The organism is Arthrobacter sp. R1-13 (assembly GCF_054161475.1).
Genome location: NZ_CP096420.1, coordinates 3,866,021 through 3,878,698, shown reverse-complemented (window position 1 = coordinate 3,878,698; position 12,678 = coordinate 3,866,021). Strand labels below are relative to the sequence as shown.

The following is a 12,678-nucleotide window of genomic DNA, read 5'->3' as shown; positions in this document are numbered from 1 at the left end:
AGGGCACAGGAAATCCCTGTGCCCTAATAGTTTCATTGATGAGGGAAAGCGACTGAGCCGGGGACCGGTCATTCGTCAAAGTGGGTTCTCACCTGAGTGTTGTCGGTGATAGAGGCAATAACACTGGCTGCAACATCTCGGAGTTTGACGTTGCGGGAGTTGGACGCCCTCATGAGGATCTGCAGGGCGGCATCCTGGCTGCAGCGGTTCTGCGCCATGATGGCCCCGATGGCCATGTCGATTGTTGTCCTTGATTTCATTGCCTCGGCCATGTCGTTCTTCGCATCACTCATCTGGGCTAGCCGGAGCTCCAGGCGCAGGGTTTTCGCTGTCTGCTCGGCGAAGGATTCAGCTCCCGCAATGTCTTCGCCTGTGAACCCGTGCTGTAAGGGCGAATAGAGGTTCAATGCCGCAGTGGCTCCTCTCTCGAGGGGCAGCGGGAGCCCAAGGATGGAGCCAATACCGTGCGCGGAAACAGCCGAGATGTATTCAGGCCAGCGGTGTTCCCCCAGCACATCGGGAACGTGCATCGTGGTGGTGGTACGCATGGCTGAAAGGCAAGGGCCATCGCCAAAGCCGTACTGCAGCTCGTCCATCGCCAGAGCCTTTGGATCGTTGCTTACAACGGTCACAGGTTTCTTGCGGCGGGCCACAGTGATACCGCACAGGATTTGCTTTCCCCGGGCCGAGAGCATTGATGCGGAGAAAGTGACGAGTTCCTGAAGGAAGTCGTGAACGTCTGCAGCGTCAAGGACAAGGTCCTGCAGGTGGGAGGCGACCGCGTTTTGCGGGTCCTGGCCAAGTTCAGCGACCATGGGCGGTCCTCGATCTCCAGAGTAGGTTTTTCCTGTTCCAGCCGAAGTTTGGACGGCGGCAGGAAAAGAGGGCCGCTCACTGCGAACGTGACTCCAGCGTACACCGCCAAGATTCGTTCCTTCCGGTACACGGTCCGTCCTCAGCCGGTTGAGGCGGTATCGTCGTGGGCCGCTCCGACGGGTTTGGATTCGGGTGAGCCGCGTTGGCGAAGATATATCGAGAGCACCACCATGGACCCCACGGCAAGGAATTCGGACTGCCAGTTCTGCAGGGTTCTGTTCCAGAATTCCGGAGAGGCAATGTATTCGCTCCAGGGAACGGGGTCCTGGAAGTTGGCCAGCTGTTCTTCGTTGTAGGCGCTGTTCCCGGTAAGGGACTGGACCAGCCAGGACAGGACGAAAATCACGCCCATGGTCAGGCCGAGTGAGTTCGCGAAGAGTACTTGGCGCCAGCCATTGATCCTGGCCCAGGCCGGTGACTTTTCGTTGCTGTGCTCGCCAATGAGCTGTTCCTCATCTGATTCAGGGCCGGTCTGGTCCAGTTCTTTTGATTCGGGCGATCCTTTTTGGACCAGCCAGATGGTGGCCATGATGTACAGCAGGAACTGCAGGTACTCGGATTGCCAGTTCTCCGAGACATCCACCGCAAAGCTCGATGAGGTCAGGTATTGGGCGAGGCTGATTTCCTCGAGCCCGTGGGTGATCTGTTCCTCGTTGAACAGTGCATGACCGGAAAGACCTTGTCCGAGCAGGGCCAGCAGGAAGATCACTCCGAAGAAGAGGCTCAAGCCGTTGTTTCTGATAGCTGTTTTCACGTTCTTCCCCTATCCGTGCACAAGTCCGACGACGGCCAGGTAAGCCAGCCCACCAAGGATCAGGATCAGGTACAGCGCAAAACTCCAACGCATACTCACTTGCCTCCTACTTCGCACTTGTACGGGGATTCTCCTTGCGATGTACAACCCGCCCCGGAAATCCTCCAGCCGGTCCCTGAGGCAACCAGGAAGACAACGTCATCCTCGAACTCCACCATGGCCTCACGCCCGAAGACCTCAGTCCGCAGGGGCGCCCCTGAATCCTGCAATTGCAGGGATTCCAGTTGTTCCTCACACTCGGATTCACCGCCAGCCTTCTCCAGGGCCTCCTGCCCCAACATCGAGCAGGCAGCAGAGACATCCCCTGAGCTGAATTCCTCGTGGAATGTCTGTGCTGCCTCCGCGGCCCCGTTTGCCGTGGGAGCGCAGCCCAGCAGAGACAACAAGGCCAGAACCAGGACTGCGCCCATCGTTCGCCTGCATCGTGACATTCTCTGTGATGGCTCAACCCATAACAGCTCTCTCACACATCCTCCTGACCTAGCGGCAGCACCTGTTCTTATCGGAGAAGTACCCAGAAAAAGACTTTTTCCTCACGACGGCGATACTCGCCGTCGTCGGCAGTGGTCAGAGGGCTGTTGGTTTGGTGGTGAACCGGAGGGAGAAATGGTTCAGCGTGCCGGGCAGGGGTTCGCTGGGGGACAGGTGCTGGGACGATGCCAGCCTGAACTGCGTTTTCTCTAGCAGATACGAAAGCATAGCGCTGGTAAGCAGGAGCACCAGTTGCCTTCCGGGGCAGAAGGCCGGCCCGTCGCTGAAGGGGACCAAGGGCCAGTCTGCATCATCGGGATTCCTGGTGAGCCAGACGTCGGGAAGAAACGAGTGGGCCTGGGGGAGGTGGCGGTCATCCCGGTGGAAAAAGGGAGCGAAGATCAGGACACCGGTTTCCTCAGGCATGATCCCGTCGTCCCACACGACCTCCCTGGTGGTCTGGCGCAGGATCATCGGGGTGGTGGGCCATAGCCGCAACGACTCAAGGACGCACGCGCGAAGGTAGGGCAGGTGCTGCCTGCCCGAAGAATCCTCCTGAATTTCCTGCTGGGCACGAGCACACTTCTCACCGTGTGTGACGAGGAGCGCCAGCGCCCTGAACGTGGCCATCCCCGCCGGTTCGAAAGCAAACAGCCACTGCGGGATCTGATCGACCGGAGCAGCATCGGAATGTGCCTCCATGCCCCGCATTATGTAGGCGAGACTGCCGGGTTCAGACGTTTCCAGCCTGTGCTGGACCCTTTTCAGGAATTGGTCCCGGACTTTCCTGCGCTTTGGTTTCAGGAATGCCCAGTTGGCATCCTTGCGGAGGCGGGCAATCATATCCGTGAGCTCGTGATCGTCGCGGGCCGCATCCCCGAAAATTGCGCGGCGGACCATGCGGTACCAGGATTCGATGAAAACATCCCAGTTCAGTTCACCCTTCTCCCCAACATGCTCGAGGAGTTGATCCGCTTCCTGCCTGACGATGGGAAGTAAGGAGTCAGCCAGCCGGTGGACGTGGCTGTGGGAGTCCAGGGCCTGTTCCTGGAGAGCACGTCTGGCGGTTCGCTCTGTTCCTCTGGATATAAGCACATTGCGTGGTTCGAAGTGAGCGAGGGCTGCCCGTTTTTCACTGCTGGCCGGAGAGAAGGGTTCCGGCGAGTGGTTCAGTACGTACCTCAGGTCAGCAGGCCGCAATATCAAGGCCTGGTTTCTGATAGGCAGCCGCAGGAGCAGCGGCCCGGTACGGTGCTTGTCGTCGAGTTTTTGCATCCTGCGAACTGCGCGGGAATCGAGCTGCAGGAGTTCGGCCATGGCCACCGCTCGGGGGCGCCGGATGATGGGGCCCTTGGCTACGGTCGGCACAAATACCTCAGCCAGGAAAGCCACTGTTTCAAGGACCGTAGCCCGGGGAAGTCCATTGTCAGTTGTCATTTCCGTACCTGCCGTCCTCGCCGATGCCGCGGTTATCTGCTATTCACTGCCCCCGGCCGGCTGCCCGAAACGGGTGCTGACTTCAGCATAGCTATGGTGCGCAACCAGTTATGCGGAGTTCATCCACAGGCTCGCGGAGGCCTGGGTGAAGGTCCCATAGATTGGCACGATGGATACGCCGGTAGAGATGGACGATCTCGAGCGTCTGCAGGATCTGATCGCTGAGATGGGTGCCAGTGCTGGGACAACGCACTTCGAGCCCTGACGAGGGGCAAGTGCTGGGCGCTTAAACGAAAGCGGACGACGGCGGGAGGTCCCGCCGTCGTCCGCTTACGTCTGTTTCTAGCGGGTGACTCCCTCGAAGGTGGCGCCGTGCGGAACCTTACGGCTCAGGCTCACGGTGAAAGTGTTGGGTCCGCTGCGGGTCACGGCGATGCCGCATTTTGCAGCGGTGGCGCGCGGTGAAAGGTCTCTTACGACCGATTCGAGAGTGTGGTCAATGGCTGACCGGTCCCAGATCTTCAGCGTCACGGAGTCGGTGGTATCGAACGTCATTATTCAGTACTTCCATTCATACAGCTGACGGCCCCAAGTCGTCATTGCAGAGGCCGCATCCTCGTCGGTGAGGAATGCTGGTTTGGGTGTTTCGGGAACGGATCCCTCATTTATGGTTCACGGTGGCCAGCGGCGGTTGCAAATTATTCGTCACGAATGTGAGCAACTCCACGTCCGTGTCGAAGTTCTACGTTCAAAGCCACAAAGCACGGGAGGACGACGGTGGGAGGTGCCGCCGTCGTCCGCCTCCTTCTCGCCAGCGACCCCCAATCAGGCGCTGGCGCAGAGCGAAACCATCTTCAGTTCAGCCAGCCCACTCCCGCCATCCTGGCTGTTGACGGAGAGCGGCTGCAGTCATCCGATAGCTGTTTTTGCCCTCGAGTTCACGCGGCTCCACCCACACCGTGTACCCCTCGGAGGCTTCGATGAGTACCCGGCCGTGGGTTGGATCCGCGGCGAGCCAGAGTGCGCTTGAGTCGGGCATGACGTCATCGACGAACCCTGCGCGGAAGGCCTCATAGTTTTGGCGAACCTCAACATAGGCGCCGGTCAGCTGGCTCCACTTGTTGTGCCGGTACGCCGTCATAGCGACCGAAGCCCTGCGGCATTCCGCGCAAAGGAAATCTCGTCCAAGTCATCGGGAACCAGGTACACGCCGTCGAAATCCTTGGCTCCCCGGAGCCACGTCTCCCGTGGGCTGGCCCCTGGTACCAGATGGTGGAGCCCCAGCGCTTTTGCGCCCGATTCTGTGGCGATCTGGACGCAGTCCGCAACTGAGGTGTGGGCGTTGTTGTGATGGTCGATCGCAGCCTGGACCGAGTCCGCAGGAACTCCCGGGCGGTCCCGGTAAATCCAGTCAACGTCAATGGCTTCATGCAGGAGCAGATCCGTTCCGGCGGCCAGGCGTACGACGTTCCTGCATGGGCCCGTATCTCCGGAAATTGTCACGGAACCTTCGGTGGTGTCGAACCGGAAGGCGAACGCCGGAGCGACGGGAGCATGCCGGACCAGGATCGCCGTTACTGTCACCACCTCGTCCGCGTAGATCTCGAAGGGCTCCATGTCCGGTGTCGGGTTGGCGTTCGGGTGATATCCGACGCCGGCCGGCACACGGATGTCTTCGACGTCGAAGAACTCGTAGGGTGAGGGCCGCAGGGTGTCAAAAATCCTGTCGTTCAGGTCTGTGGCATAGCCCTGAAGAATTGATTCAAACAGCGAGACAGTGCCGGGCGTAGGCAGTGAGGGGAACAGCGGTTCGGGCGCCTTCACTGCCCTGCCTGAAGCTTCCGGGAGCATTCCGCGGTCCCCGGGCCCCAGAATTTTGATGCGGTGGCCCTTGGACAGATCGTACATGCCGAATATTGCCAGAGAGCCCAGATCAACGGTGTGGTCTGAATGCAGGTGCGTCAGGAAGATGCCTTTGATGGAAGGAATCGGAATCCCTGCCCGCATCAGTTGCTGCCCAACACCATGCCCGCAGTCCACCAGGTAGGCCTGGTCACCGACCAGTACAGCGGTGGCTATCCCGGAACGGAGGCCGGCACCTTCCCCAGTCCACCACATCGGGCCTCCTGCCGTGCCCAGCGTCACCACGCGAGGATTCAGGTCAGTAACCATCGTTGGCTTCCTGAAAGAGGACTTCCATCATTTCACCACCGCTGCCTGAGCAGATTCTGCTTTGGCCGGTTCTGCCTCATGCTGTTCGGCAACAGATTGTTTGGCTTCAGGCTGATGCGCCTCAGCCGCGGACGGTTCAAGATTTGTCCGGTAGGACTCCCTGGTGAAGAAGATGGCCAGGGCACTGATGACACAGACCACCGCGACCATAACGGAGATGAAGATGGGATTGCCGCCTCCCATTGCCATCAGACTGGCGGCGCTGAGCGGCGCGAGGCCTGCGCCCAACGTTGCGGCCAGCTGGTAGCCAAGGGAAGCGCCGGTGTAGCGCGCTCCGGTGCCAAACATCTCGCTGATAAAGGCTGCCATGGGCCCGTACATTGAAGCCTGGATCAAGGGGTTGCCGATAAGGAAGGCGATCAGTACAAGGGCGATGTCTCCGGAAGCCAGCATCTGGAAGATCGGGAAGGCCAGGACCGCCCCGGCAATCGCACCTGAGACCATAACGGGCCGGCGGCCCACCCGATCGGACAGAATGGCGAAGAGCGGGATGGTGAAGATGTGGAGGAACGTTGCCACCGCGTGCATTAGCAGTACCGTCGTCTGCGGGACACCCGCCTGAACGGCCAGCGTGATTGCGAAGGTGGCGAGCAGCCCCTGGAAAACAAAGGCAGCCGAACCGCCGAGGGCAGCGAGCGCCACGTTCCTGGGGTAGCGACGGAGAACCAGCAGCAGCGGGGATGGGGCCTTCTTCGGTTCCAGTTGCTTGGCCTCCCGGGCTGCAGCCTGGGCTGCGGCAAAGAGCGGGCTTTCGGTTACTTTCAGACGCACGAACAAGCCAACAAGGAGCAGTACCGCGCTGAACAGGAACGGGACACGCCAACCCCAGGTGAGGAAGTCTTCCTTCGGGAGCGTGGAAAAGCCGGTCATTATCAGGGTGGCTAAAAGTGCACCTGAGGGTCCGCCCATGTGGGTGACGCTGGCAGCAAATCCGCGGCGTTCCGTCTTGGCGTGCTCCAGGGACATAAGCGCGGCGCCGCCCCATTCGCCACCCACCGCCAAGCCCTGCAGAAGCCGCAGGAAAATGAGCAACAGGGGAGCGAGCGCACCGATCTGGTCGTAGGTTGGCAGCAGGCCGATCATGGTGCTGGCCACGCCCATAAGGGTCATGGTGATGATCAGCATGGATTTGCGTCCAACTTTGTCGCCGAAGTGGCCAAAGATAATGCCGCCGAGCGGGCGCGAAAGGTATCCGACCGCCAAGGTGCCAAAGGACGCGATCGTGGCAATCACCGGGGGCATATTCGCGAAGAAAATCTGGCCGAAAACCAAACTGGCGGCGATCCCGTACAAAAGAAAGTCGTAGAACTCGACGACGCTGCCCAGGTAACTGGAGAAAAGTACTCTCCGCATTTGCTTTCGGTGTGCCGTCTCCGGGGTGAGTGCCGTCTTGGGGGTGACGGCGTTGGGACCACTGGTCATAGGAGTCTGCCTTCGAATTGAAAAGAAGTTGAGTGGAAAGTCTTTGCTTCGCTAGCTGCTTTGCTTCGCGGTAGGAGCAAGTGTGTAAATAACGGTCAACGCTGAGCGTTATAGTTACCATGGTGACGCCCCTCACCTCGAGCTGTCAAGCGGACATCGTCGGGTTGCCTGGGTGTTGGCCCCCGATGGCCGGGCTGGCCTGAAAAAGATCACTAGGATGGTCACCGTGACTGAAGAACCAACAGGCCCCGCCTCGCGCACAGCCGGGTCCCAGACCCTCGCGAGGGGGATTTCAGTTTTGAAGACCATCGCCGGCTCGCAACAGGGGATGGCCATCCAGGATGTTGCCGATGAGCTGGGGGTGCATCGGACCATCGCCTACCGCATCCTGAATACGCTCAGTGACAGCGGCCTGATCCGGCGCGGCGAGGATAACAAGTACCGCGGCGCATCTGGCCTCCTCGCGCTTGCAGGGGCGGCCCATTCTGCGATGCGCGCAGCAGCCCTCCCGGTCCTGACTGAAGTGGCAGAACAGCTGCAACAAACAGTGGCCCTCCTTGTGAAGGAGGGTGGAGAAGCGGTGGCGCTGGCCGTCGTCGAGCCACGGAACGTGACCTACCGGATTTCGTTCAGCGAAGGAAGCCGCCATCCCCTGAACCGTGGAGCCGCCGGTCACGCAATCAGCTCCTGCCGCCCTCCCGCCGAGCACGACTCGGAGGCTGTCCGCGAGGCGCGGTCACAAGGATATTCGCTGACGTACGGCGAGGTTGAGCCGAATATGTTTGGCCTTGCAGCCCCAATCCAGGGGGAGTCCTGGGAGAGCGCTGCCTGCATAAACCTCATCACAACGCGCCGTGAGTTGGCAGAGTCCGCGATTCCCGTGCTGATTGAAGCGGCCGCCCGCATTGCCAGCCGACTCGCCTGAGCTGCACCTGCTCCAATTGAGTTGGCTCCAATAGCGGCCTTGAGCCGCTGTCTCTTCCCGCCTGACTTCGGCCCCTCCCATTGACATGCATCCTCCGGGTGTGCTCTGATACTGATCAGGTTGTTGCATTTATAGCTTGTGTGAGTGCGATAAATACACACTTCAAGGAGGAAGATATGACGGAACATTCATCCACGAGCGTCTGGTCAGACCTGGCGCAGGTCGAGTTCAGCCAGGGTTTCATCCAGGCAGGGCCTTACCGTACGAGGTACCTTCACGCCGGTGATCCATCCCAGCCCACGTTGATTGCCATGCACGGCATCACTGGCCACGCGGAAGCCTATGTCCGCAATCTGCAGGCGATGGCTGAGCATTTCAACGTTTGGGCCATCGACTTCATAGGCCACGGTTACAGCTCCAAGCCTGAACACCCTTTGGAAATCAAGCACTACATCGACCAGCTCCTCGCGTTCCTGGATGCCGTCGGCGCGGAAAAGGCTTATCTCACTGGCGAATCCCTGGGTGGATGGGTGGCAGCCCGGTTTGCCATAGAGCATCCGGAGAAGGTGGAGCGGATCCTCCTGAACACCATGGGAGGCACCATGGCCAACCCTGTGGTCATGGAACGGCTCTACACCCTTTCCATGGAGGCGGCCAAGGATCCGTCCTGGGAGCGTGTGAAGACCAGGCTTGAGTGGTTGATGGCCGATCCTGCCATGGTTACCGACGACCTCATCCGGACCCGTCAGGCCATCTTCCAGCAACCGGACTGGCTCAAGGCCTGCGAAGCAAATATGGCACTGCAGGACCCCGAGACCCGCAAACGCAACATGCTCACCGATGAGGCCCTCGGCCAGATCAAGGCGCCTGCACTGGTCCTCTGGACCACCAAGGATCCCTCCGGACCGGTCGATGAGGGCCGCCGTATTGCCGGACTCATTCCCAACGGTGAACTCGCCGTGATGGAAAACTGCGGCCACTGGCCCCAATACGAGGACCCGGCAACCTTCAACCGGATATTCCTGGACTTCATGCTTGCCCGCTGATGCAGGTCTCCGCCATACCAATAGAAATAAGGAACCACCATGGAGTTTGATACAGAGGTACTGGTGATCGGCGCCGGCCCAGTCGGCCTGATGCTCACCAACCTGCTGGGCACCTACGGACAGAATGTGACCCTGCTGGAGGCGCTGCCCGAACTGATCGACTATCCCCGCGGCGTTGGCATCGATGACGAGTCCCTGCGCTCCGTCCAGACGGCGGGACTCACGGACACTGTCCTGCCGCACACCACGCCCCAGCACATCATGCGGCTCGTCAACGGCAAGGGCAGAATCCTTACGCACAACGCGCCCACTACCGATGAATTCGGCTGGCCCCGCAAGAACGCCTTCATTCAGCCGCTTGTGGATCAGGCAATGCTGGAAGGCCTTGCCCGGCACGCAACCGTAGATGTCAGGTTCAACCACGAGGTCCTCTCGCTGAGGGAAACTGACACCGGTGTTCTGGCCACCATCAACGTCAAGCATGCCGACGGCAGCGCGGAGCTGCAGCAGATCCACGCGAAGTACGTGGTGGGCTGCGAAGGCGGACGCTCTGCCACCAGGCTGTGGATGGGAGTCCTGTTCGACGGAAAGTCGCCTTCCACCCGGTGGCTCGTAGTCGATGTCAATAATGATCCCCTCGGCACACCCAACGTATTCCTCGGTGCGGATCCAAAGCGCCCCTACGTTTCCATCGGACTTCCACACGCCATCCGGCGCTGGGAATTCATGCTGTTCGACGACGAAACCGACGCCATGGTCACCGACCCCGACTTCGTGAACAGTCTCCTCGCTGCCCACGTGCCGAATCCCGCCGGCCTGGATTTCATCCGCCGCCGCGTTTACACGCACCATGCCCGCATCGCCAGCTCGTTCCGCCGGGGCAAAGTCCTCATCGCCGGCGATGCCGCCCACCTCATGCCCGTCTGGATGGGCCAGGGCTGGAACTCCGGTGTCCGCGATGCCACCAACCTTGCCTGGAAACTCGCCACCATCCTCCGCGGCCAGGCAAGTGATGACCTGCTGGAGACGTACGACGTCGAACGCCGGGATCACGCCAAAGCGATGATCGACCTGTCACTCACCCTGGGCAACGTCATCAAGGTCACCCACCCGGCGATCGTCGCTTCCCGTGACGCCATTGCCGCAGGCCTGAACCTCTTTCCCCGGGTGAAGTCCTACTTCGCCGACATGAAGTTCAAGCCCATGCCGCGCTACACACGAGGCGTGGTGGTGGATCCCACGAGCCATACGCCGGGATCCGCCGTCGCCAGACTTAGCAGCGGGCTCATTCCGAACCTGACCGCCACTTCCAAGGTTTCCCCGGTGGGCGTCCAGTTCCCGCAGCCGCGCGTCAGCACACGGGATCAGTCGAACGTCCTGCTGGACGAGGTGGCCGGCAAATGGTGGACGGTACTGGTGTGGGGCAACAATCCGAAAGAGGTCTTCACAGCCGAAGATCTCGCTAGGCTCAAGGAGCTCGGGGCCCAGCTGGTGTGCCTGGTCCCCGAAAGCCAGCGCCGCTGGTCCGAAGACCGGTGTCCCGCTGACATCGTCGTGGCCGGCGATACCAGCGGACGGCTCAAGAAATGGTTCGATGACCGGCCCACCCCGGTGGTCTTCGTCCGTCCCGACCGCTTCGTTGCCGGCGCCTGCCTCGCCCAGGAAGCGTCCAAAACCCTCAACGCCATACTCGCCGCAATGTCTTACAAGGAAGGAGCAAGCAATGACGCTCGCACTCGTTTGCATGTCGCATAGCCCCCTGCTGGAGGTAACCAACCCGCCGGAGGAAATCCAGAAGGACGTTGACTCGGCCTTCGCCGTCGCCCGGAAGTTCGTTGAGGAATTCGATCCTGAACTGGTGGTTTCCTTCGCGCCGGACCACTACAACGGGTTCTTCTATGAACTCATGCCTCCGTTCTGCGTCGGCTACGAAGCCATGGGAGTAGGGGACTACGGAAGCGAGGAAGGCCCGCTGGACGTGCCCACCGGGATCGCCAAGGATCTGGCCCAGGCCATCATCGACGCCGACATCGACACAGCAATCTCGCTCAAGATGGAGATCGACCACGGCGCCGTCCAGCCGCTTGAAGTGCTGTTCGGATCCATCGCCGCGAAGCCCGTGATTCCAATCTTCGTGAATGCCGTGGCGCCGCCCTTCGCTTCCATGCGCCGGGTACGGCAGCTGGGTACCTCCGTCGGGAACTACCTGAAGACGCTCGACAAGCGGGTCCTTCTGCTCGGTTCCGGCGGCCTGTCCCACGACCCGCCCGTTCCGCAGATCGCAACGGCCACCCCAGAGCAAAAAGCCATGCTGCTCAACGGCCGCCACCCCACAGCGGCAGCCCGCAACGCCCGCCAGCAGCGGGTGATCGACACCGCCGCGGCCTTCGCCAGGGGCGAGGCCGACATCATGGATCTTAACCCGGAATGGGACCGCGATTTCCTGGAGATTCTGTCCTCAGGCGAGCTGGAAAAACTGGACACCTGGACCGCAGCCGGGATGGCCGCGTCGGCCGGAAACTCGTCCCACGAAGTCCGCACCTGGGTAGCCGCGTACAACGCGCTCCAGGCGGCTGGCGAGTACACCGTCACCTCGGAGTACTACCGCCCGATCCCTGAGTTCATCGCCGGCTTCGGCGTCACCACCGCGGTGGTGAAGTGATGGAGGCCCGTTCCCAAGTGATGGACAGGCTCGCCGCTGAACTGCTGGCAGCCACGAAATGTCTCATTCCAGTGGCGCCGCTGCGCGACAGGCTTGAAGGCATGACCCTCGAGGACGCGTACTACGTCCAGACCGCGCAGCTGGATTGGCATACCGCGACGGGCAGGTCCCTGGCCGGCCGCAAGGTGGGCCTGACGTCGCTGGCCATGCAGAAGCAGCTGGGCGTTGACTCACCGGACTTCGGGTTCTTCTTCGAGGACATGGTTCATTACGACGGCGCAAGCATCCCGGCCACGGCGTTCATCCAGCCCAAGGTCGAGCCAGAATTCGGGTTTGTGCTGAAGGAAACGCTGCAGGGACCCGGAGTGACGCTGGAACAGGCGGCGGCCGCCGTTGGCGCCGTCTATCCGGCGATCGAGATCATTGATTCGCGCATCACTGACTGGGACATCAAGCTCGTGGACACGGTCGCTGACAACGCCTCCTGCGGAGCCATCGCCGTCGGCACAACCGCGCTCGACGTCGATCCTTCTGACTTGCTCAACGTCACCTGCTCACTGGTTATAGACGGCAAGGTTTCGGGCTCCGGAACAGGTGCAGATGTTATGGGAAATCCCGTGGCGCCGCTGGCCTGGCTTGCCAACGTGCTCGGCGAACAGGGTGTCGCACTGGAAGCGGGCCAGCTGATCCTTCCGGGATCCTTCACCAAAGCCGAGCCCGTCACCGCCGGAAGCACTGCGGTGGCTGACTTCGGATCGCTCGGCTCACTGATTATCCACTTCACAGACTAAGG

General features: G+C 60.9%; 13 protein-coding genes. 5 read left to right on the top strand and 8 right to left on the bottom strand.

All coding sequences use genetic code 11. From position 1 onward, the window contains the following. Positions 1–68: 68 nt before the first annotated feature. From M1D88_RS17960 to M1D88_RS17925, 8 genes are all read right to left on the bottom strand, one after another. Complete coding sequence (locus M1D88_RS17960; RefSeq protein ID WP_458112094.1) at positions 69–815, bottom strand: ANTAR domain-containing protein; 747 nt, start codon at positions 813–815, stop codon at positions 69–71. Positions 816–955: 140 nt separating this feature from the next. Next, a complete protein-coding gene (locus M1D88_RS17955; RefSeq protein WP_458112093.1) occupies positions 956–1,630 on the bottom strand; it encodes a DUF6766 family protein in 675 nt (224 codons plus the stop codon). A 95-nt stretch (positions 1,631–1,725) separates the two neighbouring features. After that, positions 1,726–2,100 carry a hypothetical protein gene (locus tag M1D88_RS17950; RefSeq protein ID WP_458112092.1) on the bottom strand — a complete coding sequence of 125 codons (375 nt, stop codon included), beginning with the start codon at positions 2,098–2,100 and terminating at the stop codon, positions 1,726–1,728. 157 nt (positions 2,101–2,257) lie between these two features. Further along, positions 2,258–3,598: a cytochrome P450 gene (locus tag M1D88_RS17945; RefSeq protein WP_458112091.1), complete on the bottom strand. Its 1,341-nt coding sequence runs from the start codon at positions 3,596–3,598 to the stop codon at positions 2,258–2,260. A 342-nt stretch (positions 3,599–3,940) separates the two neighbouring features. Further along, positions 3,941–4,153 carry a hypothetical protein gene (locus M1D88_RS17940; protein WP_458112090.1) on the bottom strand — a complete coding sequence of 71 codons (213 nt, stop codon included), beginning with the start codon at positions 4,151–4,153 and terminating at the stop codon, positions 3,941–3,943. Positions 4,154–4,457: 304 nt separating this feature from the next. Further along, positions 4,458–4,739, bottom strand: coding sequence for a hypothetical protein (locus M1D88_RS17935; RefSeq protein WP_458112089.1), 282 nt, complete (start codon positions 4,737–4,739; stop codon positions 4,458–4,460). Continuing rightward, on the bottom strand, positions 4,736–5,770 hold the full coding sequence (locus M1D88_RS17930; RefSeq protein ID WP_458112088.1) for an MBL fold metallo-hydrolase: 1,035 nt from the start codon (positions 5,768–5,770) through the stop codon (positions 4,736–4,738). Before M1D88_RS17930 ends, M1D88_RS17935 begins: the two co-directional genes overlap by 4 nt. Before the next feature lie 27 nt (positions 5,771–5,797). Then, complete coding sequence (locus M1D88_RS17925; RefSeq protein WP_458112087.1) at positions 5,798–7,252, bottom strand: MFS transporter; 1,455 nt, start codon at positions 7,250–7,252, stop codon at positions 5,798–5,800. Between the two features lie 226 nt (positions 7,253–7,478). On the opposite strand from M1D88_RS17925, the gene M1D88_RS17920 reads away from it, so the two are divergent. The 5 genes from M1D88_RS17920 to M1D88_RS17900 all read left to right on the top strand — a co-directional run bounded on the left by M1D88_RS17920 (position 7,479) and on the right by M1D88_RS17900 (position 12,676). Continuing rightward, entirely contained in the window at positions 7,479–8,177 is a 699-nt protein-coding gene (locus tag M1D88_RS17920) for an IclR family transcriptional regulator (RefSeq protein ID WP_458112086.1), read from the top strand. 176 nt (positions 8,178–8,353) lie between these two features. After that, the gene (locus M1D88_RS17915) at positions 8,354–9,223 is read left to right on the top strand and encodes an alpha/beta fold hydrolase (protein WP_458112085.1); all 870 of its coding nucleotides are present in this window, start codon (positions 8,354–8,356) and stop codon (positions 9,221–9,223) included. Positions 9,224–9,262: 39 nt separating this feature from the next. Beyond that, positions 9,263–10,978 (top strand): bifunctional 3-(3-hydroxy-phenyl)propionate/3-hydroxycinnamic acid hydroxylase, encoded by a 1,716-nt coding sequence (locus M1D88_RS17910; protein WP_458112084.1) that lies wholly within the window; start codon positions 9,263–9,265, stop codon positions 10,976–10,978. Continuing rightward, entirely contained in the window at positions 10,947–11,885 is a 939-nt protein-coding gene (locus M1D88_RS17905; protein WP_458112083.1) for a 3-carboxyethylcatechol 2,3-dioxygenase, read from the top strand. Before M1D88_RS17910 ends, M1D88_RS17905 begins: the two co-directional genes overlap by 32 nt. Next, positions 11,885–12,676 carry a 2-keto-4-pentenoate hydratase gene (locus M1D88_RS17900; RefSeq protein ID WP_458112082.1) on the top strand — a complete coding sequence of 264 codons (792 nt, stop codon included), beginning with the start codon at positions 11,885–11,887 and terminating at the stop codon, positions 12,674–12,676. Before M1D88_RS17905 ends, M1D88_RS17900 begins: the two co-directional genes overlap by 1 nt. The last annotated feature ends 2 nt before the right edge of the window (positions 12,677–12,678 follow it).